The sequence below is a fragment of the Mycobacterium sp. E2479 genome (assembly GCF_001667925.1).
In the GTDB taxonomy this organism is placed as follows: Bacteria; Actinomycetota; Actinomycetes; order Mycobacteriales; family Mycobacteriaceae; genus Mycobacterium.
This window is the reverse complement of the sequence record NZ_LZJR01000059.1, coordinates 27,629-52,593: the sequence shown is the minus strand read 5'-3', so window position 1 is coordinate 52,593 and position 24,965 is coordinate 27,629. Positions and strand designations below refer to the sequence as shown.

At 65.3% G+C, this 24,965-nt stretch carries 24 protein-coding genes and 3 pseudogenes; 15 read left to right on the top strand and 12 right to left on the bottom strand.

From position 1 onward, the window contains the following. Positions 1 to 5: 5 nt before the first annotated feature. Positions 6 to 197: pseudogene (locus A5686_RS26465) on the top strand (CoA ester lyase); the annotation flags it as partial. Between the two features lie 15 nt (positions 198 to 212). Here A5686_RS26465 and A5686_RS07050 read toward each other — a convergent pair. After that, the gene (locus A5686_RS07050) at positions 213 to 3,596 is read right to left on the bottom strand and encodes a pyruvate carboxylase (protein WP_067932472.1); all 3,384 of its coding nucleotides are present in this window, start codon (positions 3,594 to 3,596) and stop codon (positions 213 to 215) included. 5 nt (positions 3,597 to 3,601) lie between these two features. After that, positions 3,602 to 3,711, bottom strand: a pseudogene (locus A5686_RS28365) (hypothetical protein); the annotation flags it as partial. Between the two features lie 330 nt (positions 3,712 to 4,041). Between A5686_RS28365 and A5686_RS07045 the strand changes: the two are divergent. Next, entirely contained in the window at positions 4,042 to 5,031 is a 990-nt protein-coding gene (locus tag A5686_RS07045; RefSeq protein ID WP_067932471.1) for a D-2-hydroxyacid dehydrogenase family protein, read from the top strand. 5 nt (positions 5,032 to 5,036) lie between these two features. Here A5686_RS07045 and A5686_RS07040 read toward each other — a convergent pair whose 3' ends face one another. From A5686_RS07040 to A5686_RS07030, 3 genes are read right to left on the bottom strand one after another with little or no spacing between them, the layout of a single operon-like run. After that, positions 5,037 to 5,633, bottom strand: a complete 597-nt coding sequence (locus A5686_RS07040) for a TetR/AcrR family transcriptional regulator (RefSeq protein ID WP_067932469.1) — start codon at positions 5,631 to 5,633, stop codon at positions 5,037 to 5,039. Beyond that, the gene (locus tag A5686_RS07035) at positions 5,630 to 6,403 is read right to left on the bottom strand and encodes an SDR family NAD(P)-dependent oxidoreductase (RefSeq protein ID WP_067932467.1); all 774 of its coding nucleotides are present in this window, start codon (positions 6,401 to 6,403) and stop codon (positions 5,630 to 5,632) included. Before A5686_RS07035 ends, A5686_RS07040 begins: the two co-directional genes overlap by 4 nt. Positions 6,404 to 6,455: 52 nt before the next feature. Next, entirely contained in the window at positions 6,456 to 7,541 is a 1,086-nt protein-coding gene (locus A5686_RS07030; protein ID WP_067932576.1) for a dihydrodipicolinate reductase, read from the bottom strand. 110 nt (positions 7,542 to 7,651) lie between these two features. Here A5686_RS07030 and A5686_RS07025 point away from each other — a divergent pair, with 110 nt between their 5' ends. From A5686_RS07025 to A5686_RS07000, 6 genes are all read left to right on the top strand, one after another. Beyond that, the gene (locus A5686_RS07025; protein ID WP_067932466.1) at positions 7,652 to 8,509 is read left to right on the top strand and encodes an SDR family oxidoreductase; all 858 of its coding nucleotides are present in this window, start codon (positions 7,652 to 7,654) and stop codon (positions 8,507 to 8,509) included. A gap of 48 nt (positions 8,510 to 8,557) precedes the next feature. Further along, the gene (locus A5686_RS07020; protein WP_067932464.1) at positions 8,558 to 8,938 is read left to right on the top strand and encodes a DUF1330 domain-containing protein; all 381 of its coding nucleotides are present in this window, start codon (positions 8,558 to 8,560) and stop codon (positions 8,936 to 8,938) included. Between the two features lie 66 nt (positions 8,939 to 9,004). Continuing rightward, on the top strand, positions 9,005 to 10,360 hold the full coding sequence (locus tag A5686_RS07015) for a wax ester/triacylglycerol synthase family O-acyltransferase (protein WP_067932462.1): 1,356 nt from the start codon (positions 9,005 to 9,007) through the stop codon (positions 10,358 to 10,360). 6 nt (positions 10,361 to 10,366) lie between these two features. Beyond that, entirely contained in the window at positions 10,367 to 10,852 is a 486-nt protein-coding gene (locus A5686_RS07010) for an NUDIX domain-containing protein (protein WP_067932460.1), read from the top strand. 1 nt (position 10,853) lies between these two features. After that, complete coding sequence (locus A5686_RS07005; protein WP_067932458.1) at positions 10,854 to 11,759, top strand: haloalkane dehalogenase; 906 nt, start codon at positions 10,854 to 10,856, stop codon at positions 11,757 to 11,759. Positions 11,760 to 11,795: 36 nt separating this feature from the next. Then, entirely contained in the window at positions 11,796 to 13,055 is a 1,260-nt protein-coding gene (locus A5686_RS07000; protein ID WP_067932456.1) for a cytochrome P450, read from the top strand. Here the strand turns inward: A5686_RS07000 and A5686_RS06995 are convergent. After that, on the bottom strand, positions 13,052 to 13,420 hold the full coding sequence (locus A5686_RS06995; RefSeq protein WP_067932454.1) for a hypothetical protein: 369 nt from the start codon (positions 13,418 to 13,420) through the stop codon (positions 13,052 to 13,054). The genes A5686_RS07000 and A5686_RS06995 overlap by 4 nt on opposite strands. 93 nt (positions 13,421 to 13,513) lie before the next feature. Between A5686_RS06995 and A5686_RS06990 the strand changes: the two genes are divergently transcribed. Both A5686_RS06990 and A5686_RS06985 read left to right on the top strand, forming a co-directional pair. Beyond that, complete coding sequence (locus A5686_RS06990) at positions 13,514 to 13,804, top strand: hypothetical protein (RefSeq protein ID WP_067932452.1); 291 nt, start codon at positions 13,514 to 13,516, stop codon at positions 13,802 to 13,804. Between the two features lie 120 nt (positions 13,805 to 13,924). Next, positions 13,925 to 15,172, top strand: coding sequence for an HNH endonuclease signature motif containing protein (locus A5686_RS06985; protein ID WP_067932450.1), 1,248 nt, complete (start codon positions 13,925 to 13,927; stop codon positions 15,170 to 15,172). A gap of 139 nt (positions 15,173 to 15,311) precedes the next feature. On the opposite strand, the gene A5686_RS06980 is transcribed toward A5686_RS06985, so the two are convergent. Further along, complete coding sequence (locus tag A5686_RS06980) at positions 15,312 to 16,382, bottom strand: ATP-dependent DNA ligase (RefSeq protein WP_067932448.1); 1,071 nt, start codon at positions 16,380 to 16,382, stop codon at positions 15,312 to 15,314. A gap of 26 nt (positions 16,383 to 16,408) precedes the next feature. Between A5686_RS06980 and ligD the strand changes: the two genes are divergently transcribed. Next, the gene (ligD, locus tag A5686_RS06975; RefSeq protein ID WP_067932446.1) at positions 16,409 to 17,431 is read left to right on the top strand and encodes a non-homologous end-joining DNA ligase; all 1,023 of its coding nucleotides are present in this window, start codon (positions 16,409 to 16,411) and stop codon (positions 17,429 to 17,431) included. Between the two features lie 4 nt (positions 17,432 to 17,435). After that, positions 17,436 to 19,472, top strand: coding sequence for a glycoside hydrolase family 172 protein (locus tag A5686_RS06970; RefSeq protein ID WP_067932443.1), 2,037 nt, complete (start codon positions 17,436 to 17,438; stop codon positions 19,470 to 19,472). A 175-nt stretch (positions 19,473 to 19,647) separates the two neighbouring features. On the opposite strand, the gene A5686_RS06965 is transcribed toward A5686_RS06970, so the two are convergent. Beyond that, a complete protein-coding gene (locus A5686_RS06965) occupies positions 19,648 to 20,265 on the bottom strand; it encodes a cysteine hydrolase family protein (protein ID WP_231986311.1) in 618 nt (205 codons plus the stop codon). 246 nt (positions 20,266 to 20,511) lie between these two features. On the opposite strand from A5686_RS06965, the pseudogene A5686_RS27115 reads away from it, so the two are divergent. Beyond that, positions 20,512 to 20,616: pseudogene (locus A5686_RS27115) on the top strand (SDR family mycofactocin-dependent oxidoreductase); the annotation flags it as partial. Positions 20,617 to 20,721: 105 nt separating this feature from the next. After that, entirely contained in the window at positions 20,722 to 21,924 is a 1,203-nt protein-coding gene (locus A5686_RS06955) for a cytochrome P450 (protein WP_067932439.1), read from the top strand. Between the two features lie 6 nt (positions 21,925 to 21,930). Here the strand turns inward: A5686_RS06955 and A5686_RS06950 are convergent, their stop codons facing one another. The 4 genes from A5686_RS06950 to A5686_RS27110 all read right to left on the bottom strand — a co-directional run bounded on the left by A5686_RS06950 (position 21,931) and on the right by A5686_RS27110 (position 23,851). Beyond that, positions 21,931 to 22,668, bottom strand: coding sequence for an alpha/beta fold hydrolase (locus A5686_RS06950; protein ID WP_067932437.1), 738 nt, complete (start codon positions 22,666 to 22,668; stop codon positions 21,931 to 21,933). An 80-nt stretch (positions 22,669 to 22,748) separates the two neighbouring features. Continuing rightward, positions 22,749 to 23,315 (bottom strand): TetR/AcrR family transcriptional regulator, encoded by a 567-nt coding sequence (locus A5686_RS06945; protein WP_067932572.1) that lies wholly within the window; start codon positions 23,313 to 23,315, stop codon positions 22,749 to 22,751. Positions 23,316 to 23,468: 153 nt separating this feature from the next. Continuing rightward, complete coding sequence (locus tag A5686_RS06940; RefSeq protein WP_369829683.1) at positions 23,469 to 23,702, bottom strand: hypothetical protein; 234 nt, start codon at positions 23,700 to 23,702, stop codon at positions 23,469 to 23,471. Beyond that, positions 23,699 to 23,851, bottom strand: a complete 153-nt coding sequence (locus A5686_RS27110; RefSeq protein ID WP_231986310.1) for a hypothetical protein — start codon at positions 23,849 to 23,851, stop codon at positions 23,699 to 23,701. Before A5686_RS27110 ends, A5686_RS06940 begins: the two co-directional genes overlap by 4 nt. 401 nt (positions 23,852 to 24,252) lie before the next feature. On the opposite strand from A5686_RS27110, the gene A5686_RS06935 reads away from it, so the two are divergent. Beyond that, on the top strand, positions 24,253 to 24,957 hold the full coding sequence (locus tag A5686_RS06935) for an SDR family NAD(P)-dependent oxidoreductase (RefSeq protein WP_067932570.1): 705 nt from the start codon (positions 24,253 to 24,255) through the stop codon (positions 24,955 to 24,957). Positions 24,958 to 24,965 lie beyond the last annotated feature (8 nt).

Here is a 24,965-nt window from a genome sequence, read left to right as displayed (position 1 = left end):
GTTTCGCCAACGAGGTCTACGCGCCGACCGCCGACGAAATCGCCAGGGCCGAAGCCAATGTCGCTGCGTACCGGGAATCCGAGGCCAACGGACGCGGCGCGACCGGCGTGAACGGTGTCCTGGTCGACGCTGCCCACGTGAAGCAGGCGGAGCGGACGCTGGCGCGCTCGGCGCTGATCAACGGCAGGCGCGCTTGACGGCGGCGATCGCCGCTAGTCGATCACCACCAACAGGTCACCGCCTTCGACCTGTGCCGTCTGCGAGACCGCGATTCGTGCGACCTTTCCGGACTTCGGGGTGGTGACGGCCGCCTCCATCTTCATCGCCTCGATCGTGGCGATCGTCTGACCGGCTTCGACTTCCTGGCCGACGTCGGTGGTCACAGTCACGACGCCGGCAAAAGGCGCCGCGATGTGATCCGGGTTGGCACGGTCGGCCTTCTCGGCGGCGGGCACGTCCGAGGCGACGCTGCGATCACGTACCAGGACGGGTCGTAATTGACCGTTGAGTATGCACATCACGGTGCGCATGCCGCGTTCGTCCGCGTCTGAGACGGCCTCCAGGCCGATCAACAGCTCCACACCGCGCTCCAGCTCGACGCGGTGTTCATCGCCCTGACGCAGTCCGTAGAAGAACTGGTTGGCGCTCAGGCGCGAGGTGTCCCCGTACTGTTCGCGATGGTCCTCGAGCTCCCTGGTCGGCCCGGGGAACAGCAGCCGGTTCAGCGCCGCCTGCCGCTCGACGCCCGGGGTGGCCAACGCCTTTTCGTCGTCGGCCGACAGCGCCTGTTCGGGTTTCGCCGGGCCGCGCCCCTCTAATGCCTTGGTGCGTAACGGCTCGGGCCAGCCGCCCGGTGGGTCACCGAGTTCTCCGCGCAAAAACCCGATCACCGACTCCGGGATGTCGTACCGTGCGGGATCGTCGGCGAATTCTTGCGCGCTGACGCCCGCTCCCACCAGTGCCAGCGCCAGGTCACCGACCACCTTGCTGGAGGGGGTGACCTTGACGAGGTGTCCAAGGATGGCATCGGCTCCGGCGTAGGCGTTTTCGATATCCTCGAAACGGTCACCGAGTCCCAGCGCGATGGCCTGCTGGCGCAGGTTCGATAGCTGGCCACCGGGGATCTCGTGGTGATAGACGCGTCCAGTCGGGGCGGGTAGCCCGGATTCGAAGGGCGCGTACACTTTTCGGAGCGCCTCCCAATACGGCTCCAGGTCGCAGACGGCTGAAAGCGATAAGCCGGTGTCGAAGGTCGTGTTGGCCGCGGCGGCCACGATGGACGACAGTGCGGGCTGGCTGGTGGTTCCCGCTAGGGGGGCCGCGGCGCCGTCGACGGCGTCGGCCCCGGCGTGCCACGCCGCCACGTAGCTGGCCAGCTGACCGCCCGGGGTGTCGTGGGTATGCACGTGTACCGGTAGGTCGAATCGCGACTTGAGCGCCGAGACCAGCGTCGCTGCCGCCGGCGCACGCAGCAACCCAGCCATGTCCTTGATCGCCAGCACGTGGGCGCCCGCGTCGACGATCTGTTCGGCCAGCTTCAGGTAATAGTCGAGCGTGTAAAGCTTTTCGGCCGGATCGCTCACATCCCCGGTGTAGGACATCGCCACCTCGGCCACCGCCGCGCCGGTTTCGCGCACGGCGTCCACCGCCGGCCGCATGGAGTCGACGTTGTTCAACGCGTCGAAGATCCGGAAGATATCGATGCCCGTCGCCGTCGCCTCCTCGACGAACGCCGTCGTCACCGTCTCCGGATAGGGGGTGTAGCCGACGGTGTTGCGCCCGCGCAGCAGCATCTGCAGACAGATGTTGGGCAACGCCTCGCGCAGCGTCGCCAATCGTTCCCACGGGTCTTCTTTCAGGAACCGCAGCGCCACATCGTAAGTCGCCCCGCCCCAGCATTCGATCGACAGCAGTTGCGGTGTGGTCCGCGCGATATAGGGCGCCACCTTGATCAGGCCGCTGGTGCGGACCCGGGTGGCGAGTAGGGATTGGTGCGCGTCGCGGAACGTGGTATCGGTGACGCCGACGCCGGCCGACTGGCGCAACCAGGCCGCAAATCGCTCCGGCCCGAGTTCGGTCAACCGCTGTTTGGAACCGTCCGGGGGCTCAACAGACAAATCGATGTCTGGCAGCTTGTCGTGCGGGTACACCGTCGACGGACGCTCACCGTGCGGCTTGTTGACGGTCACGTCGGCCAGATAGTTGAGGATCTTGGTGCCGCGGTCAGCGGAGCCGCGCGCGGTGAGTAGCTGCGGGCGCTGTTCGATGAACGATGTCGTGATGCGGCCGGCCTGAAAATCACGGTCGTCCAGGACCGCTTGCAGGAACGGAATATTCGTCGACACACCCCGGATCCGAAACTCCGCGACCGCGCGTCGTGCCCGGCGCACGGCCGTCGCGAAATCGCGGCCCCGGCATGTCAATTTGATCAACATCGAGTCGAAGTGGGCGCTGATATCGGCGCCCAGCGTCGTGCCGCCATCCAACCGGATTCCCGCGCCGCCGGGCGTGCGATAGGCGGTGATTCGGCCGGTGTCCGGGCGGAAACCGTTCGCCGGATCCTCAGTGGTGATCCGGCACTGCAACGCCGCGCCGTGGGGGACGATCGAATCCTGGGTCAAACCAATGTCTTTTAGGCTCTGTCCCCCGGCGATGCGCAGCTGCGCCGACACCAGGTCGACATCGGTGATCTCCTCGGTGACCGTATGCTCCACCTGGATTCGGGGATTCATCTCGATGAACACGTGATTGCCGCGTTCATCGAGTAGGAATTCGACCGTGCCGGCACACGTATACCCGATGCTCCGCGCGAATGTCACCGCGTCTGCGCAGATCTGTTGGCGCAGCTCTGGGTCCAGATTCGGTGCCGGCGCAATCTCGACGACCTTCTGGTGGCGGCGCTGCACACTGCAGTCGCGCTCGTAGAGGTGCATGACATTGCCCTGGCTGTCGGCCAGGATTTGCACCTCGATGTGCCGCGGGTCGATCACCGCCTGCTCGAGGAACACCGAGGCATCCCCGAACGCTGATTCGGCCTCGCGGCTGGCGGCCTCGATCGCCTCGGGCAGCGAGGCGGTGTCGACCACCCGGCGCATCCCCCGTCCGCCGCCACCGGCGACCGCCTTGACGAATAGCGGGAAGGTCATCGACTCGGCGGCCGCCAGCAGCTCGTCGACCGACGTCGAGGGTGCCGAAGAAGCCAGCACCGGAAGGCCGGCTTCGCGCGCCGCCGCGACCGCCCGCGACTTGTTGCCCGTGAGCTCGAGCACCTCTGCGCTCGGGCCGACGAAGGTGATGCCCGCCGCCGCGCACGCCGCCGCCAGGTCCGGATTCTCCGACAAGAAGCCGTAGCCGGGATAAATCGCGTCCGCTCCGCAAGCCTGTGCCGTCGCGACGATGTCGTCGACCGATAGGTATGCGCGAACCGGGTGGCCCTCCTCGCCGATCTGATAGGACTCGTCGGCCTTGAGCCGATGCACGGAATTGCGGTCCTCATAGGGATAGATCGCGACCGTGCCTATTTCCAGCTCATAGGCCGCGCGGAACGCGCGGATCGCTATCTCCCCGCGATTGGCGACCAGTACCTTCGCAAACACGGTCTTTACGATAGAGCGCGCTGCGGGGGCCGACATACCCGCTCAGTGGACGGATCAGCTCGTTGGACGCGGTCTGCTCCATGATGTGTGCCGTCCACCCGGTGATCCCGCTCATGGCGGGGCGGTTCGCCGGAGCCCGCCATGTCGGTCGTGTACACGCTTTGATGGCTATGTAGACCCCGAAAGCCAGCGTGATCCAGCCGATGAACGGCAGCGCCGCCGCTCTGCGAACATCGTGCGGCGGTGGGTTGAGCGCCATGAGCGCGCCGCTGATCATCCATGCCGACCCGAGCAGAAATACAGCGAGCCGAGGCCCAGTCGATGAGTATGCGGTGGGTGTTCGGCAATGTCCACGGGTCCGCCCACATGCAGACCACCGTCGCGACCTTGACGGCGCCCGCGACGTGATGTTCCAGTGAGTCATGCAGGTGAGTGGGGAGACCGCATGCCCAAGGTAGCGATTCTGGACGACTACGCCGGCGTGGCGTTACAGGTTGCCGACTGGTCACCGGTGCAAAAGCGGGCCGAGGTAACCGTTTTCGGCCGCCACCTTGGTGAAGACGAGGCCGCCGAGGCCTTGCGGCCGTTTGATGTGGTGTGCACCCTGCGAGAGCGAATGGCGTTTCCGCGGACCTTGATCGAGCGGCTACCGAACCTGAAGCTGCTCACTATTGTCGGCAGGAGCCTGCCGAACATGGACGTGGCCGCGGCCGGCGAGCACGCTATTCTGGTGGCGCACTCGGATTTTGCCCATCCCCGATTCAGGTCCATGCGCGACGCCACGCCGGAACTCGCCTGGGGTCTGATGATTGCGACGGTGCGCAATCTCGCCGAAGAGCATCGCAGCATGCGTGATGGCGGGTGGCAGACCAGCGCGGGTATGACCTTGTCCGGTAAGACCCTCGGCCTGCTCGGGCTGGGCAGGGTCGGCAGACGCATGGCCGAGTACGCCAGGGCCTTTGACATGGATGTCATCGCGTGGAGTCGCAATCTCACCGAGGACGCCGCCGCGAGTGCGGGCGCACGCCGAGTCGATAAGGCCACGCTGTTCGCATCCTCGGACGTGGTCTCCATTCACCTGGTGCTCTCGGAACGCACCCGGGGACTGGTCGGCGAAGCGGAACTGGCGCTGATGAAGCCACACGCCTACCTGATCAACACCTCCAGGGGGCCGATCGTCGACGAAGCGTCCCTGCTGGCCGCGCTGGAAACCGGGCGCATCGCCGGGGCGGGCCTCGACGTCTATGACACCGAGCCGCTGCCGAAAGACCATCGGCTGCGGCAGCTTTCAAACGTGACGCTGTCTCCCCACCTGGGATATGTCACGCGTGAAATGCTGGGCGTCTTCTACTCCGAAACGGTGGAATCGGTGCTGGCGTGGCTGGACGGGACGCCCATTCGGCTCGCCAATCCCGAAGTGCTGCAGCGGCACTGAACAACTCATTTCCGTTTCCAGTGCCCAGATTTGACCGCCTCCAGCGCATCGGTGACGTAGCGGTCCAGTGGCCACGGTGTCCCCGACCGTCGCACCCACTGCTGAAAGGCGAAGTCGGCGGCCGCGAACGCGAGTTGAACCAGCAGGCCCGGACGAATGTCGGCCTCGGGGTCGGCGCCCATCCGTTCGGCGATCAGCTTGGTGGCTCGCTCCTTATCGGCCGGCCGGTGCACCGTGACCTTGGCGAGCAGGTCGGGCGCCACCAGCAGGGCTTCGCGCCATTCCTCGGTGTCGGCCTGCTGGAATGAGCGGGTCCGCGTGACGATGGCGTTGATCAAGGCGACATCGGGTGGCTCGGCGGCGGGCCGCCCCTCGAGGAGATTGACGATCGCGGCGCCACCGTATCGCACCGGGGCGAGCAGAAGTTCTTCTTTCGCCGGCACATGCCGGAAGAACGTGCGTGGCGAAACGCCTGCGGCCGTGGCGATCTCCTCTGTAGTCACCGCGTCGTACCCGCGCTCGACGAATAGGCGAAACGCCGCACGCCGAATATCGGCCCGGATCTGCGCGCGCTGCCGGTCGCGAAGCGACTCGCCGGTCATCGGAAGCAGCCGATCCCACCGTCGACGTGAATGGTCTGTCCGGTGATGAAGGTGGCGTCATCGCCGAGTAGGAACGCCACCAGCGCACCCACGTCAGTGCGGACGTCGCCGATACGCTTCATCGGGACCCGCCCCACGGCCTTGTCGTACTCCTTGGGCGCGAACGACTTCCAGAACTTGACGCCGTCCGATTCGGCGAAGGGGCAGATGACATTGACACGGATGTTGTCGCGCCCCCATTCCAGCGCGGCCACCTTCGACAGCCCGCGGATGCCTTCCTTGGCCGCGGCATAGCCGCCCCACTTGGGTTCGCCGCCCGTGCCCGTCCCCGAACCGAGGTTGACGATCGATCCGCCGCCGGCCTCCACCATCAACGGGTGCACGGCCTGCATCAGCAGGAACGTCGCGCGGGGGCCCACGTCATAGCCGAGGGCCAGGTCTTCGGTGGTGATGTCGACGAACGCCTTCGGCTCGTTGGTGGCGATGGCGTTGTTGACCAGGCCGTGAACCGTGCCGAAAGCGTCAACCGCTGCGGCCACGATACGCTGCGCGCTGTCCGGGTCGCGCAAATCCGCGACGAGCCGTTCCATCCGCCCGATCGACTCGAGTTCGATGGCGGTCCTGTTCAGCACCTCCTCCTGGATGTCAACCAGTAGCACCGCCGCACCGCGTTCGAGGAGCGCTGCGGCGACGCCCTTTCCGACGCCTTGGGCGGCACCGGTGACGATCGCGACGTGCCCACGCATCGAATCGTGGTGGCTGTAGCTCATCTGGCGGGTCCCATCTGCAGCCCTACACCCCGCTGCATTTCGAGGAACTCGGTCATGGCTTTCCCGCGGCGAGGCCGGGAGCCGGACGTCCGGCGAACAGCGGCAAGTCGAGATAGGTCTTGATGCCCGGCTCGGCGGCGCAGACGTCAGGAATGGCGTTGACGCAGTGGTTGGCGGTGACCACGACGCCCGGATTCTTCACCAGGCCCTCCGCGATCGTCTCCGGTTGCAGACCCTTGAAGGTCAGACTCACGTCGGGGTCACCGGTGATCTCGACCTCGAAGCGCTCACCCCGCCCGCCGAAATTCCAGGCCGGGGCCAGATCTTCCTCACCCATCAGCCAGTTGACCGCCGCGGTGATGACCGGCTCGCCATCGACGAGGGCCTGCCAGCGGAACCGGCGTGCGGCCACCGTGCCGGTCGTGATCGGGAAGGGATCGTAGTCGATGTCGGCGGTCGCCACGGCGACGTCCTGAACCGTCCTGATGTCGGGATCGATGCGAAAGCCCATGTGGTCGGCGATCATCCGCACCGACTGCTTGAAACCCCCTGCTAGCAGACCGGCCATCGGCCCCTGTGTGGCTTCCTCCGGGGTACCCCCGAATCCCATGATGTGGCGCACCACGTCCGGCGCGTTGTAGGTGCGGATGTCGGAGAACTCTTCGGCACGCACGTGCGTGATCGCCGACGACAGGGAGGACACCATGAGCGGGAACCGTTCTGTGATGCCGCCGGGGTGAATGCCCGAACCATGCAGCGTCACACCGCCTTCCGTCGCGGCGTCGGCGACGGCCCGGTGACGCTTGTTGTCCGGGTCGGGGTAGACCCAGCCAACGGGTGTGACCACGTTCTTGCCGGACCGCAGAATGGCGATCACTTCGTCGTCGTTGGGTATCAGCGGGCTGTACATGACGCAGTCGGCATCCAACGCCAGTATTTCGTCGATGCTGGTGGTGGCGGTGACGCCAAGCTCCTGTGTGCCGACGATCCGGCCGACATCGACACCGTTTTTGTCCGCGCTGTGCACCCAGCACCCCACCAGCTCCAGCTGTGGGTGATTGATGACGCACCCGATCGCCGCTTTGCCCACGCCCCCAGTGGCCCACTGGATGACGCGGAATTTGGCTGGCCTGCTCATCATTGACCTCCCGGACGGTGCGCTCTTTACACATCGGCGAATGAAATGGCAGGCTATGACTGGATGACAGTGACTGTCAACAATCGGTGGTTTCGTGAGAGGGTCTGTTAATGGGCGTCCTCGACGGCAAGGTCGCGATCGTCACCGGCACCAGCCGCGGCGTGGGCGTGGGCATCGCCCATGAACTGCTGCGCGCCGGTGCGACCGTGATCGGCTGCTCGCGGTCACCGCTGCCCACCATTCCCGGCATCGAACCGGAGTGGGCGGACCGCGCTTCCCAACAGGTGTGCGATCAGGGTGACCATGGCTCGATCGACACGTTCGTCGCCGGGGTCGTGGCTACCCACGGTCGGGTCGACATCCTGGTGAACAATGCCGGAGGAACCGTTCCCGCGCCGCATGCCGAAAGCATTCCCGAACTGGTGCAACGCATTCAGGGCGCGCCCGCCGCCGACGACGATTACGCGCGCACGGCCCTGTTTCACGCCTTCGCCGTGCAGATGAACCTCATCAGCCCATTGTGGTTCGCGATCCGCGCTTATCGGCAGATGCAAACCCAGGACGGCGTCGGGTGCATCATCAACATCTCCAGCGGCGCCGGACATCCGGCCGGGTCTCCGACCCTGGTCTCCTACGGCGCGGCCAAAAGCGGTCTCAACCACCTCACCCGCTCCCTGGCCGAAGAGTGGGGGCCCACGGTGCGGGTCAACTGCATCGCCCTGGGCCCGACGATGACGGAGAACTTCCGATCGTTCGTGCTACCCAAGGACGACCCCGATGGCGCAGAGTATTTCGCCGCCGTCCCGTTGCGTCGCGCCGGCGAGCCCGCCGAAGTCGGGCGGGTCTGCGTTTTCCTCGCCGGTGGACAGGCCGACTTCGTCAACGGCACCACCATCGAGTGCGACGGTGGGATGCTGCCCGGTGTGCTCTATGACGCGGGCCTGAAGACGATCACGGATCTGCTGTAACCACGCCCCCGCATGTATTCAGAAGGTAACCAGCGCAGGGAGATTCACATGAGCAGCTTGCAGCCGACGCCCGAGCAGTTCGCCGCGCTCGCGGCGCGACCGGTTGATGCGCCGGTGGTGATGGTCAACCTGTTGAAGTTCAAGCCGGAGGGCGGCCTGCAGAGCTACGTGCAATACGGTCGAGAAGTGGCTCCACACCTGGAACGCGTGGGCGCCACCCTGCGGTATGCGGGGGGTGCGCCATCGGTGGTGATCGGCGATGGCGAACGACCTTGGTGGGACGCGATTCTCATCGTCGAGTACCCAACCCCGCAGGCCTTCGTCGACATGGTGACGACCCGGGAGTACGCCAAGGTGCACGAGCACCGCTCCGCCGGGCTGGAACGCGGGGATTTGATCGCGACCTCGACATGGTCGGTCGTGACCTGATGATCTGACGCGGGTCCAATCCCGCGTTAGCTTCCCGGATCAGGCCGAAATGGGTCTAATAGGTGGATGGAACTGATGATGCCCACCGACGCGATCTTTCTTCTGGGGGAATCTCGCGAACATCCCATGCACGTCGGAGGCTTGCAGTTGTTCGAGCCCCCGCCGGGCGCCGGCCGCGGCTTCGTTAGTGAGCTGTACAAGAGCCTGGCCGCTCAGCGGGATTTCCAGCCCACATTTCGCAAGCGTCCCGCGAGCTTTGTCGGCGGAGTCGCGAACCTTGGCTGGTCGTACGACGACGCCGTCGACATCGACTACCACGTCCGACGCTCGGCGCTGCCGTCCCCCAAACGCGTCCGCGAGTTGCTGGAGCTCACCTCGCGGTGGCACAGCAGCCTGCTGGATCGTCACCGCCCGCTGTGGGAGACACACATCGTCGAAGGTCTCAAAGATGGCCGGTTCGCCATCTACACGAAAGTGCACCACGCGCTGATCGACGGTGTCTCCGCGCAGAAGCTGATGCAGCGCGCATTGACCACCGACCCCGAGGACCCCGAGATTCGCGCCCCGTGGACTCTGCCTAAGCCCAAGCGCAAGTCCAGTCCGTCGTCTCCATTGAGCTCATTGGCCCGCACAGCGGGATCCCTTGCGGCACTGGCTCCCTCGACGATCGGGTTGGCGCGCGCGGCGCTGTTCGAGCAGCAACTGACGTTGCCCTTCGGGGCGCCGAAGACGATGTTGAACGTCAAGATCGGCGGTGCCCGCCGGTGTGCCGCGCAGTCCTGGTCACTGGACCGGATCAAGAACGTGAAGAAGGCGGCGGGGGTGACGGTGAACGACGTCGTCTTGGCTATGTGCTCAGGCGCCCTGCGCTATTACCTGCTCGAGCAAGACGCGCTGCCGGACACACCGCTGATCGCGATGGTCCCGGTGAGCCTGCGCACGGAGGAAGAGGCTGATGCCGGCGGCAACCTGGTCGGCGCCATTCTGTGCAACCTCGCCACCGACGCCGATGACCCCGCCCAGCGTCTGCTGACCATCAGCGACTCGATGCGCAGCAACAAGAAAGTGTTCTCGCAGTTACCGCGTTTCCAGGCGCTGGCGCTCTCGGCCGTCAACACGTCAGCGCTGGCGTTGGCGGCGGTCCCGGGCTGGGTGTCCTCGACGTCACCACCGTTCAACATCATCATTTCGAATGTGCCGGGCCCGACACAGCCGATCTACTACGGGGGCGCCCGGCTCGACGGCAACTACCCGCTGTCCATCGCGCTGGACGGCCAAGCTCTGAACATCACCCTGGCCAGCAACGCCGGCAATCTGGACTTCGGCCTAGTGGGTTGCCGGCGCAGCGTGCCGCACCTGCAACGCCTGCTCGCGCACCTGGAGTCCTCGCTCAAGGATCTGGAACGCGCTGTGGGAGAATAGGCCTCGATGGCCAAACTGAGCGCGGGTGTGATGTTGTACCGGACCCGCGACCGCGTCGTCGAGGTCTTGCTCGCGCATCCGGGTGGGCCATTCTGGGCCCGCAAAGACGACGGCGCGTGGTCGATCCCGAAAGGCGAGTACACCGATGGGGAAGATCCCTGGGCGGCCGCGCAGCGGGAGTTCGCAGAGGAGCTGGGGCTACCGGTGCCGGCCGGGCCCCGCATCGACCTAGGTCAGCTGAAACAATCCGGCGGTAAGGTCGTGACCGCCTTCGCCGTCCATAGCGACCTCGACATCGCCGACGCGCGCAGCAACACTTTCGAATTGGAGTGGCCGAAAGGATCGGGCACGCTCCGGGAGTTTCCGGAGGTCGATCGCGTGGGCTGGTTCGCGGTGGCGACCGCGCGTGTCAAATTGCTGAAAGGCCAGCACGGTTTTCTCGATCGCTTGATGGCGGATCCGGGCCTGGCCGGACTATCCGAAGGGTCGTGACATGCAAACGCTGCGGACACCCGAGGACCGCTTCGCCGGTCTTCCCGATTTCCCTTACACCCCAAGGTATTGCGAATTGCCCGACGCCGAAGGCGGCGCGCTGCGCGTGGCCTGGGTCCAGGACGGCCCGGAAAGCGCCGACCCCATTCTCATGCTGCACGGCGAACCGTCGTGGTCATTTCTGTACCGCAAGATGATGCCGATCCTCGCCGCCGCCGGTCATCGCGTCATCTGCCCCGACCTAGTCGGGTTCGGGCGCTCGGACAAGCCGACCCGCCGCGAAGACCACAGCTACGCCCGCCATGTCGAGTGGATGCGAGCGGTGGCCTTCGATGTCCTCGACCTGCACGACGTCACACTGGTAGGTCAGGACTGGGGTGGACTGATCGGATTGCGCCTTGCCGCAGAACATCCCGAACGGTTCGCTCGACTGGTGGTCGCCAACACCGGGCTACCGAATGGCGAGCAGCCCATGGCCGATGTCTGGTGGAAGTTCCGCGAAGCGATCACCTCGGCGCCGACGTTGAACATCGGCGCGTTCGTCCAGGGCGGCTGCCGCCAAAAGATGAGCGAGGAGGTGCGCGCCGGCTATGACGCGCCCTTCCCCACCGACGACTACTGCGCCGGGCCGCGCGCCATGCCCGGCCTGGTGCCCACCTCACCGGACGACCCCGCCGCGGTGGCTAACAAGACCGCCTGGACCATGCTTTCGGCCAGCCCGACACCCATGCTGGTCGCCTTCAGCGACAGCGACCCGATCACCGGACCGATGGCCGCCATCTTCCAGCGCCAGATGCGTGGCGCCCAGGGGATCGACCACCCGGTAATCCGTGGCGCCGGCCATTTCGTGCAGGAGGATGCCGGAGCGGAGCTGGCCGGCCACATCGTGGAGTTCTTGCGCCGCTGAGTAAGGGGGGCGCCGGGCGCCGGGCACAATGTCAGGATGACGACCGCGCCTGCCGAGTCCACCAAGCCCGGTCAATTGTTGGTACAGCTGTTGGACCCGGCCGTCCGTGCGGACCCCTACCCGCTGTTCGCGCAGTTTCGTGAACGCGGGTCGATCGCCTTGCCGGAAGGCAACCTCGCGGTGTTCTCGACCTACCGTGACTGCGACGACGCCTTGCGCCACCCGTCGTCGAGTAACGACAGGAGCAAGTCGAAGGCCGCCCGCGCGCAGGTCGAAGCGCAGACCCGCCAGCTCATCGAGACGGGTGCCGAGGCGCCGCCGCCGAGCCCGCCGGGCTTCTTGTTTCAGGACCCGCCGGACCACACCCGGCTGCGGAAACTGGTCAGCAAGGCGTTCGCACCGAAAGTGGTGAACGCGCTGCAGCCCGACATCACCGCGCTCATAACCGGGTTGCTCGACCGGATCGCCGAGAAGGAGCGGTTCGAAGTCGTCGAAGACCTCGCCTACCCATTGCCGGTAGCGGTGATTTGCCGACTGCTCGGCGTGCCGCTCGAGGACGAGCCACAGTTCAGCCGCGTGTCCGCGCTGCTGGCGCAATCACTGGACCCGTTCGTCGCCTTCACCGGAGCGCCATCAGACAACTTCACAGAGCGGATGGCCGCCGGAATGTGGTTGCGCGCCTACCTGCACGGCCTGATCGACCGGCGACGCTCGCGGCCCGGCGACGACCTGATGTCCGGACTGATCGCCGTGGAAGAGTCAGGCGACCAGCTGACCGCCGAGGAGATCGTCTCCACCTGCGTCCTGTTGCTGGTCGCCGGTCACGAGACCACGGTGAACCTGATCGGCAACGCGGTGCTGGCGATGCTGCGCCAACCGTCGCAATGGACCGCGCTCGGCGCCGACGCCAGCCGTGCTCCCGCGGTCATCGAGGAGACGTTGCGCTATGACCCGCCGGTGCAGATGATCGCCCGAACCGCCGGCGACGACATGGCAATTGGGGGCATTGAGGTGCCCGAGGGCGACATCATGATGCTGCTGACCGCCGCCGCCCAGCGCGATCCCGCCGAGTATGACCGCCCCGATGTCTTCGATCCGGATCGGAAAGCGATGCGGCACTTAGGATTCGGTCGCGGCGCGCATTACTGCCTGGGTGCGCCGCTGGCCAGGCTGGAAGCCGGGGTGGCCCTGTCGGCGGTGACGGCGCGATTTCCGAACGCCCGATTGGACAGTGAGCCCCAGTACAAGCCCAATGTGACGCTGCGCGGGCTATCGCAGCTCACGGTCAGGGTCTAGTCCCGTTCCCACGGCGGGCTTTCGTCCATCTTCTTGTAGTACTTCGCCAAGTGGCTCTTGATCCGATCGACATCGGACTCGGGCACGTCGATGCCGCCCCGCGCCCCGTCCATGATCGCGCCCGCCGCCATCACGCCGCGGGGTACGGCCTTCAGGTTGCCGTCGATGACATCGGCGATCAGCAGCTTGTAGGCCGTGAAATTGTCCTTTTTATCCGCGTCGTACCAGACGTGCGCGTCGCGGTACTTCTGGTTCGGACCGTCCTGTGCGTCGGCCCACTTACGCACCCGCGTTTCGGCCGCGTCCCCATCCCATTTGCGGTCACGATCGGCCAACGGCAGGTCTTGAAAGGCTGTGACTGACATGGTTGCCGCGTGCCCGCTCCGATCGGGATCAAACGCGGCTAAACCGTGTGTTTGCAGTCGCACAGACGGTAGCGTCGTTGACGGGAGGCAACCATGAAGCGGTGCATCGTCGGAGGATTCGCTGCCTTGCTGCTGGCCGCACACTGGATCGCCGCATCGCCACCCGCCCGCGCCGGCTGTCAGTACGGGGGACCCGTACTCAGCAAGTGCGACGGACCCGTCCAGCCCGACGGCACCTGGCAACGTTGTGTGGCCGTCACCCGCTTGGTTCCCAATGGCATGAGTTCGTACCTCGTGCCCGACAATCACTGCGGTCTGATGGGTCCCGGCCAGCAGCCCTCGGATTTCACCTTCGCCGACCCGCCGACGCACATCGACGGCTGAGCCGCCGCTTCGGCTCATGATTCGGGGTCCGCGGTCGTCACGCGGCTTGGTAATGCGGTCACTTGCCGTCGCCGTATTGGGTGGCCCGGATTTGTCGTACCCGGTTGCGATGATGAGGCCATGTCTTCGACTGCAACGCCTCCGGTCGCGGTGAGCCCTGCCGAGCGGCTGGAGGTGCTGTTCGACGAGCTGGCGGAGTTGACAGGTCAGCGCAACGCGATTGATGGGCGCATCGTGGAGATCGTGGCCGAGATTGATCGCGACGAGCTCGGCGGCGTCACGGGCGCACGGTCGGTTCCGGCGTTGGTGGCCTGGAAGATGGGCTCGTCATCGGCGAACGCCCATACGATCACCACCGTCGCGCGCCGGCTCGAGGCTTTTCCTCGTTGCGCCCAAGGCCTGCGGGAGGGCCGACTGTCGCTCGACCAGGTTGGCGTCATCGTCGCGAGGGCCGGGGAGGGGTCTGATGAGCACTATGCGCAGCTGGCCGCCGTCGCGACGGTTAACCAGCTGCGTACGGCGGTCAAGCTGGAACCCCGACCCGAACCCGATTCTCGGCCTGAACCGCAGCGCTCGATCACCGTGACCTCCGGCGAGGGGTTCACCTGTTGGCGGATCACGCTTCCACACCTGGATGCGGCGAAGTTCGACACGGCGCTGGCGTCGCATCGTGATGCGCTAATCGCCGAATGGAAGCACGATCGGAGCAATGCCGAGGGCGCCAGCGATCAGGCGCCGCCGTTGCCGAGCAACGGTGAAGCGTTTATGCGCCTGGTCGAGGCCGGATGGGACGCTGAGGCGGCCCGCCGGCCACACGGCCATCAGACCACGGTGGTGGTGCACGTCGATGCTCAGCAGCCCGTCGCGGCGCTGCATCTCGGTCCGCTGCTCAGCGACGCCGAACGTCGATACCTGACCTGTGATGCCACCTGCGAAGTGTGGTTCGAACGTGACGGCAAGGTCATCGGTGCGGGCCGTGCGACGCGGGTGATCAACCGACGGCTGCGCCGCGCGCTCGAGCACCGCCATCCCGCGTGCGTGGTTCCGGGTTGTGGGGCCACCCGCGGTCTGCACGCACACCACATCCGGCACTGGGAGGACGGCGGTCTGACCGACTTGGCCAACCTGGTGTTGGTATGTCCTTATCACCATCGGTTGCACCACCGGGGCGTCATCGCCATCGTCGGACGCGCCGACGATCTCGGCGTCACCGACAGCTCCGGGCGACCACTGCGCCCGGGATCGGTCGCGCGCCCACCAACTCAACTCCCGCCCACCGTCCCGCCGTGTCCCGGGCCCACCGGCGAGCGCGCCGACTGGTGGTGGTACGAACCCTTCCAGCCGCAACCACCACCGACAACCAACTAGATAGCTCACCGGCATTGGAAAACCTCAAACGTGTTGAGGTATCAAGAAATTCGTTGGTGATACGCACGACAGCGGCATCGTGACAATAGAAGCCGACATCCCGGCTCAGATGCCGTCCGGCCGGCGATTGACCGCCGTCTTAGCCCGAACCGAGTCCCGGCAGGATCTCGCCGAGACTGAAGGTCACCGGCTGTTCGAGCTGTTCGTAGGTGCACGAGCGCGGGTCACGGTCCGGACGCCACCGATTGAACTGTGCGGTGTGGCGAAACCGCCGGCCTTCCATATGGTCGTAGCGGACCTCGACCACTCGCTCGGGCTTCAGCGGCACGAACGACAGGTCCTTACCCGCGTTCCAGCGCGAGAATTCGTTCTTACGAGGAGTCCGCTCGCCGGCCTCATGGGCCGCCCAATTCCACGGGTGATCCTCGAAATCGGTGACGAGCGGCTGTAGTTCGTCGAACAACCGCCGCCGCTCGGCCATCGGAAACGCGCCGATCACTCCCACCGACGCGAGCTGTCCATCGTCCTGGTAGAGACCTAGCAACAACGAACCGATCGCGCCGGCACCGGACTTGTGCACCCGATAGCCGGCGACCACACAGTCGGCCGTCCGCTCGTGCTTGACCTTGAACATGACCCGCTTGTCCGGTTGATACGCGATGTTCAGTGGCTTGGCGATCACGCCATCGAGGCCGGCGCCCTCGAATTCGTCGAACCAGCGCTGCGCGGTGTCCAGATCGGTGGTCGCCGGCGTGACGTGGATCGAGGGCCCCGAGGCGGCCAAAGCGTCGACGAGGGTGGCACGTCGTTCACTGAAGGGGCGCCGCGTGTAGTCGTCGTCGCCGAGGGCGAGCAAATCGAATGCGATGAAGGATGCCGGCGTGGTCTTGGCGAGCATCTGCACGCGCGAGTCCGCCGGGTGGATGCGTTGTTGTAGCGCCTCGAAATCCAACCCGTGGTCGGTGGCGATGACGATCTCACCGTCGATCACGCAGCGGTCCGGCAGCTCAGCTCTGACTGCTTCGACCAGCTCAGGGAAATAGCGGGTCATCGGCCGTTCATTGCGGCTGCCCAGCTCGACCTGGTCGTGGTCGCGGAAACAGATCGACCTGAAGCCGTCCCACTTGGGCTCATAGGACGAGTCAGGGGGTATCGAGCGAACCGACTTCGCGAGCATCGGCGACACCGGCGGCATGACGGGGAGGTCCATAGCCCGATTGTGCTGGAATCGGAGGCATGGCTGCTGCAGAAGAGCTCGACGTCGATGGCATTGCGGTGCGCCTGACGAATCCGGACAAGGTGTATTTCCCCAAACTGGGATCCAACGGGAGCAAACGACACCTGGTGGACTACTACCGTGCCGTGGCGGGCGGTCCGATGCTCGACACGCTGCGCGACCGGCCCACCCACCTGCAACGCTTCCCGGACGGCATCGACGGCGAGGAGATCTACCAGAAGCGGATCCCGCAGCACCACCCCGACTACCTGCGGACCTGCCAGGTGACTTTTCCGTCGGGACGGACGGCCGACGCGCTGAAGGTGACCCATCCGGCGGCGGTCGTGTGGGCGGCGCAGATGGGCACGGTCACCTTGCACCCGTGGCAGGTGCGCTGCCCGGATACCGAGCATCCCGACGAACTACGCATCGACCTGGACCCGCAGCCCGGGGTCGCGTTCGAGCAGGCGCGCACCGTCGCGGTCGACGTGCTGCGGCCGTTGCTTGATGAACTCGGTCTGGTGGGATACCCGAAGACCTCGGGTGGTCGCGGAATCCACGTCTTTCTGCGGATCGCCCGCGACTGGGACTTCATCGAGGTGCGCCGCGCAGGCATCGCCCTGGCCCGCGAAGTCGAGCGCCGCGCACCCGACGCCGTCACCACGTCATGGTGGAAGGAAGAGCGTGGCGAGCGCATCTTCATCGACTTCAACCAGAACGCGCGGGACCGCACTATGGCCTCGGCATATTCGGTGCGGCGCACCCCGATCGCGACGGTGTCGATGCCGCTGACGTGGGAGGAGCTGGCCGACGCCGAACCAGACGACTACACCATGGCCACCGTGCCCGACGTCGTCAAGGCTCGAATAGACCCTTGGGCCGCAATGGATGACGCGGTCCAATCGATCGCTACATTGTTGGACATGGCCGAGGCCGACGAAGAGCGCGGGCTCGGGGACATGCCGTACCCGCCGAACTACCCGAAGATGCCGGGCGAACCCAAACGTGTTCAGCCCAGCCGGGATCGAGATCTCAAGGGCTAGCGGGATGTTGGTGGCGGCGCGGGCGTGTTGCGCGGTATCCGCGGTGCTGCTGCTGGCGATTTCCGGGACGGGGGCGGCGGGTGCGGAGCCGGCCGGCCCCGACACAGCCGGTGAAAGGATGGTCGGCTGGGACACCTACCGCCGGTTGGACCGGTTGCCCTATTTGAACCCGGGTTCGCAGAGCCTGCAGGTGTCGAGCTTTGATCGCAGCGGCGGTGACTTCGACATCTCCACCGGCAATCGCAACGGCAGCGGCGGATGCCTGGCGCCAGGGGGTGCCGGCTGCGTCATCGCGGAGGATCACGGTACGGGAGAGATCGATTCGATCTGGCTGACCCGCGATGGCGGCAATGTTCGCGCCCTCGGAAACATCCGCATCGAGCTGGACGGGCAGTCCGTGGTAGACACTTCACTGCAATCGTTGGTCGACGGCAATTTGGGGGCCCCGTTCGTGTGGCCTCTAGTGGCCAACGCCGCTCAATCGCCCGGAGGCGACTACGTCAAGGTGCCGATGCCTTATCGGCGGTCCATGCGGGTCAGCGTCACATCCCATTTGGAGTACTACCACGTCGATTATCGGCAATTTCCCGACGCCGACGGGATAAACACGTTCTCACCATCCGACCCCGCGCTCGATGTGCTGAGCACTCTCCGGTCCGCCGGCGCGGTAGACCCCAAACCGGCGGCAGCCAGTGCCGTACACACCAATCGGGTCACCGACCTCCCAGCAGGCGCCGAGCTGACTATTGCCGAATCGGGTGGACCGGCCAGCATCTCGGCGCTGAGGCTGCACCTGCCCGAGCCGGCGGCAGAACAGTTAACCGGATTGCGGCTGCAGATCGAGTTCGACGGCGCAACCACGGTCGACTCACCGCTTGGGGAATTCTTCGGCGCCGGGCTGGGCGCGAACCCCGTGCGGTCCCTGATGTTCGCGACCAGCGTGGAGCCCGACGGGGCGTTGGTGTTATCCGATTGGTGGCCAATGCCTTTCGCTGAGTCAGTCCGCGTGATGCTCGTCAATGCAGGCACCGAACCGGTGACGGGGATAGACAGCGACGTCGCCACCACACCCGACGCCCAGTGGGCGCCCGCGCTGACCAGCGGCCGCGCCGGCTACTTCACCGCGCGCTCACACGCCGGACCCACGATCCCCGGCCAGGATTGGGTGTTCGCCGAAGAACAGGGACACGGCAAATTCGTCGGCGTCAGTCAAACCATTCACGGCTATCGAACCAAAACGGCATTCAGTGACGACGCCCCGTACTTTCTCGAAGGCGCCGAACGGGTCTACACCGACGGCGCCGCATCACCGCAGTGGTACGGGACCGGCACCGAGGACCTCTACGAGGGCGGCTGGTACTTCAAGAACGGCACCCACTTCAGCGACCCACTCAACGGCCAACCCGACCAACGTACGGCCACGGGCGGGTGCGCCGACTACTGCGTCTGCGTGTACCGGATCATGCTTGCCGACGCTATCGGTTATCACTCCGCGATCCGGTTCGGTATCGAGCACGGCAAGCGGAACATGGTCCAACCCGACTACAGCTCAACCGCATTCCTCTACACGCAGCCGGACGCCGGTGTCACCGGCGCAGACGACGTGAGCCCCACCGATCCGGTCAATCGAGTCCTGCACGGCTACAACGATTCCGAAGCAACCGATCAGTTACTGGTCAGTGAGTACGAGGGCACCCAGGACACCCTGCCCGTAGTGGGCTCGGTGCGTAGGGCCCAGGGCGCGATCACGTTTCACGTTCAGATCGATCCGGACAACCACGGCATCCTGCTGCGCCGCACATCGGATCAGGCGACCGGCTTCCAATCGGTTGACGTTGCGGTCGACGGCGTGCCGACCGGGAACTGGCTGCAGCCGCGCAGCAACACCTTTCACCGATGGTTGGACGACACCTACCTGGTGCCGCGGTCGGTCACGGCGGGCAAGGCGCAGCTGACGGTCACCCTGACGCCTACCGTGGACTCACCGCCCTGGACAGCCAGCCGCTACCACATCGACGCACTGACGGGCCCGTCTGACTAGGGAGTCATTGCCGGCCAGCCCGATGAACGCACCTGCCAGCTCGCCGGCCGGCGCCGGCGCGCCGGACCGCCGCCGTGAACGCGCCGAGCACGCACATCGCGCCGTAACTGATCCCACGTCACTGTCGCGGTGTCGCGCCAATCTTCACGGAATTGATCTGGCTTCTGACGTCTCGTTACGGGGAGGTGATCACAGCAACGGCCTCATCGGCGGTCACGATGGCCGAGGCGTAGTTGGGCATGTTCACCTCGAGGGCGGCGCGCATTTCGGCGTCCGAGTAGTCGGCCGTGGCGTCCCGGACCACCGTGACGTCATAACCAAGCTCGGCGGCGAAGCGAACCGTCGCCTCGACGCAGGTATGGGCGATCAAACCCATCACGATGACCCGTTCGATGCCATGACGCTTGAGTTGCAGGTCCAAGTCGGTGTTGGCGAAACCGCTTGAGCACCAATGCTCATGGGCGACGATGTCGCCCGCTTGCGGCTCGAACCCGGGCCGGATCTCGCCGCCCCAGCTGCCGTATTCGAAGGTCTTGCGCGACCAGGCCGCTCGTTGCACCGGCGCGACGTATTTCCAGGTTTCGTAGTCGCCCGGCCGGTAGCGGCGATGCAGCGCATAAAAAACGCGCAGGTTCGCGCCGCGGGCGGCGTCGAGTACCTGCTGCATATGAGTGACGCAGTCATTGCTCTCGATGACGCGCTGTAACCGGTCCCAGACCTTTCCGCCCGGAGAAATGAAATCGTTGTAGGGATCGATCAGCAGAAGCCCGGTCGCCGCCTTTTCATTCGCCACCCGACCATCATCTCTTGGCCGCCCCGATATTGAACGGCACACCGTCGGGCGCGTGGCGGACCATCAACAGCGCCGGGGCGGGCTCGCCGATTGGAACGCGACCGCGCTCGTCGTCCACGCCCGCGCCGCCGCGGCAACGCCGATCGAGGCCGCGGCGCGGGCTTGACGGACTCGTCGCGATGCTGCTAGACATGGCCTGCGCCACATGTTTGGGCGATCGCCCAAAGTTGATGGGTGGAGGATGTCATGGGTCGGATGAACGGCAAGGTCGCATTCGTGACAGGCGCGGCACGGGCGCAGCGAAGACGTGACGCCGCCCGGCTCGCACCGGAAGGTGCCGACATCGTCGCGGGCATGGTCAATGCCGCGTGGTTCCGGCCCGCGTCGAAGCGCGATACATCACCGGCGTTGCGCTCCCGGTCGATGCCGGCAGCCGTCTGAAGTCAGGAAGCATCGATGACCGTCACCAACGACACCGACGTCTACTACGACCCCTACGACGTCAACATCAATGCCAACCCGTACCCGGTCTACGCGCGGCTGCGCGAAGAGGCACCGATCTACTACAACGAGCGCTACAACTTCTGGGCTCTGTCAAGGCATTCCGATGTCGAGCACGGGCTGTCTGACTGGGAGACCTTCTCGAACAGGCGTAGCGATATCCTCGAGCTCGTCCAGTCGAAATTCGACATGCCCGGCGGGGTCATGATGTTCCAGGACCCGCCGGAGCACACCAGGCTCCGCGGGCTGATGTCCCGCGTGTTCACGCCGCGCCGGATGGCCGCCCTCGAGGATCAGATCCGGCAGTACTGCGTGCGTTGTCTGGACCCGCTGCTGGGCTCCGGGGGATTCGACATCATCGCCGAACTCGCCTCGATGATGCCGATGCGGGTGATTGGCATGCTGTTGGGAATACCAGAGTCCGAGCAGATCTCGGTGCGCGACGCCAACGACGCTAACCTGCGCACCAAGCCCGGCGCGCCGTTGAAGGTCGCCGACGCCGACTCCATCGCTGACGGCCGCATCTACGCCGACTACGTCGACTGGCGATCGAAGAACCCCTCGGACGACCTGATGACGACGCTGCTAAACGTCGAATTCGATGACGAGAACGGGGTGCACCGCAAGCTGACGCGCAAAGAGGTGCTGCACTACACGCAGGTGGTCGCCGGTGCGGGCAACGAGACCACCGGCCGGCTCATCGGTTGGCTGGCCAAGGTGCTCGCCGAGCACCCCGACCAGCGACGCGAAGTCTACGAAGACCGGTCCCTGTTGACCCGTACCGTCGACGAGACACTGCGATTCGAACCGACCGGTCCACACGTCGCACGTTGGATGGCAAAGGATTTCGACTGCTACGGCACGACTGTCCCGGCGGGCAGCGCGATGCTACTGCTGTTCGGCGCCGCCAATCGCGATCCCCGCCGCTACACCGATCCGGACAACTACAACATCCGTCGCGACAACATCTCACACATCACGTTCGGCAAGGGCGTGCACTACTGCCTGGGCGCCAACCTGGCTCGCCTCGAGGGGCGCGTCGCGCTCGACGAGATCCTCAACCGGTGGCCGGAGTGGGACATCGACTACGACACCGCACAATTGGCGTCGACGTCCACGGTGCGCGGCTGGGAGCGGCTGCGGGTGGTGCTGCCCTGAGAGCGGCTACGAATAGAGCAGGCAGCGCCCGACGAGGATCTTCGCCAGCCGTTCGGGCTCGCTGACCATAACCATGTGGCAGGTGTCGATCTCGATGAGTGTCTGCACACCGCCGAGCGCGTCAATGTATTTGCGCTGCAGCTTAGGAGCGAGAGCACGATCCCGCCGGGTCAGGATCCAGGTGCGCGGAATGTCATCGGGCATTCCCCGTCGAGACACCTTCTCGGTGAGAATGCGCAGTGACTCTGGATAGAGTTTGCCGGTCATGAATCGGCGGCCACGCGCAGGAACCCCGTTCATGAATAAGAACCGTGCATACAACTTCGGCGTTGGCGTCGGCATGTTTTTCTTTGCCCTGCGGCGTGCGATCATCGCGATCTGCCACGGTGAGTCGTCCACGATCGATGTGCCTTCCGGCGGCAGAAACGCGGCGGCAAAAATTATTTCGCGGACCAGAGCCGGTCCAAACCTGGCGACGACTCCTGGCAGCGGTATGGCCCCCATTGAGTGACCAGCGATGACGATCTCTTTCAAGCCGGCGCTTTCGATGTCACCGACCAACGAGTCGACATAGTCGGCGATAGTCATCTCTCTCAGGTCTCCCGGTTTGTTCCTCCGTCCAGGCATGTCCAGGGCAAGCACGGTCAACTCCGGTGCCAACCGATGGATCTCATCGATGGTCAGATCCCAAGAATCGGCGGCGAGTCCGCCTCCGTGCACAAGAACCAAAGCGGGCAGTGCCATGGCGGGCCTCCTTGAGCGCCGTAGCTATGGCGCAGGATCGCATCGTAAAGCTCGCAGTGATGCGGCGCATGGGATTCGAGCTACTTCGCGCCGCGTTCCCGGCGCGCTCTGGGTTCGGGCATCTCAAACCGGTCCAGGAAGCGGTTGACCAACGCGACGGCCTCGTCGTGTCCACCGTGGGTGCCGAGCCCCTGCTCGAGGATCAGGGTGCGCCCGATGGATGTGATGACAACCGCGAGTGCCGCTGGCGGGAATTCGTCGGTGTCGATGTCGTGTTCGCGGATGATGAAGTTCAGCGCGGTGATCTGCTGTTCACGCCAGCGTTCCGACCACGCCGAGATTTCGGCCCGAATCTCCTTGCGGTGGTTGGCAAGCCCCATGAACTCGAGCAGCAACCGGGTGTCCTTGGGCTCTGTGAGAGTTGCCCAGAAGGCGTGCAACGGTTGGTCGGAGGCCAACGCCTTCTGCTGGCGCTCAAGATAGATCGCGGCACCGCGGCGAAATACGGCCAGATACAAATCGTCCATCGTGGGGAAGTAGTAATGCACTAACGCCGGTTTGACACCTGCCTTGGCCGCGACGCGCCGCGACGTGGCCGCGGCGTAACCCTCCTCGAGCATGATCTGACTCGTCGCCTCCACCAGCATGTCGCGCGTCGTGGAGTCGCGTGCTTTCGGTCGCTCGGATGCGGTCACGGGCAGGTCACATCACACGGCCGGTTCGACAGCCATGTCGAAGAACGCGGCGCCGGAGTCCGATGCGATTCCGCTTGAACACGTTGACAGCATAGGAGACGAGGATCATCGAATAGAGCAGGTGCAGCGGCCTGGTCGCGCATCGTCCGGTAATGCGTTGATGTCACGCTCATTCAGGTACGCGATCGCCTCCTCGGCCCGCGGTGCGATGGCGTCGTAAAACCTGACGAGGTCGTCGTAGGGCTTGGACAGCCGCGCCTCGTAGCGGTCGGCCCGGGTTGGCAAAGCCCAGTCGTCGACAAACGGTTCAAGGTCGGAGAATTCTTGGGCCAGCGTCATGACGACTCTACGGACCGGTAGGCGTCCACCGTGTCGCGAATGACGGTGTGGAACTGGCGGATGGGCAATTCCTGATCGCTGAGATGAAAGGTGTTCTGCGCGCGCGTCTTCAGGGCGGAATGGGTGGCCTCGATCGACCAAGACGGCATCCTGTTCATGCAATGCCATACCGAGCTCGAGCCGGTAATTCGCGTACTGATCGTGGTATTTCGCTGTATCTGGTGCGCTTAGCCATTGAGCCGTTCATTCTGCGACAAACTGTCGGCCCGCTCGTTTGAGCGATCGCCCAAACCGGGTAGCTGACATGTTTGCACCTCCGGTGGCAGTGGTCAAGGCTCACCGTCCGTGCAGGCGCGCCACCACGGGCGCAAACAGTTCGATCTGCGACTGCTGCACCGTGACTCCGTCCATCGACGGACCCTAAGAGGGGCGACTGAGCGGAATCAAGGCGAAATCGGCAACGCGCGCTTGACCGTCGCCGAGGCCGGGTGATAGGCATGTGAAGCCCAGCATTTGGGCGGTCGCTCAGCAAAAGTCGGGTGGTGCTCGCGTGAAGACGGCGGTCGTTACCGGCGGTGCTTCGGGGATCGGCCGAGCCGTCGCCCAGCGATTGCGTAGAGACGGATTTCAAGTCGCCGTCCTCGATCTGTCTCCCACCGACGACGGCTTCGGTTACCGCGCCGATGTCACGGACCGCGCCCAGGTCGAGACCGCGATAGCGAAGATCCGCGAGAAGTTCGGGCCGATTCTGGTGTTGGTCAACGCGGCGGGCGTGGAGGGGTTCGGAAAGTTCTCCGACATGTCTTTCGAGGACTGGTCGAAGGTGATCGACGTGAACCTGCACGGGGTCTTTCACACCATCCAGGCGGTGCTGCCCGACATGGTCGAGGCGGGATGGGGGCGGATCGTCAACATCTCGTCGTCGAGCACCCACTCCGGCCAGCCGTACATGGCCCACTACGTGGCCGCGAAGTCCGCGGTGAACGGCCTGACCAAGTCGCTGGCCCTCGAATACGGACCAGCCGGGATCACCGTCAACGCGGTGCCGCCGGGGTTCATCGATACACCCATGCTGCGCAGCGCCGAGCGGCGGCACCTGCTCGGTGGCACGGTGGAGGACCACATACAGCGCACCCCGGTACGCCGCGTCGGCAAGCCGGAGGACATCGCCGCAGCATGCGCGTTCTTTGTCTCCGAGGAAGCCGGCTACATCACCGGCCAGATACTCGGGGTCAATGGCGGGCGCAACACCTGATCGCTGAA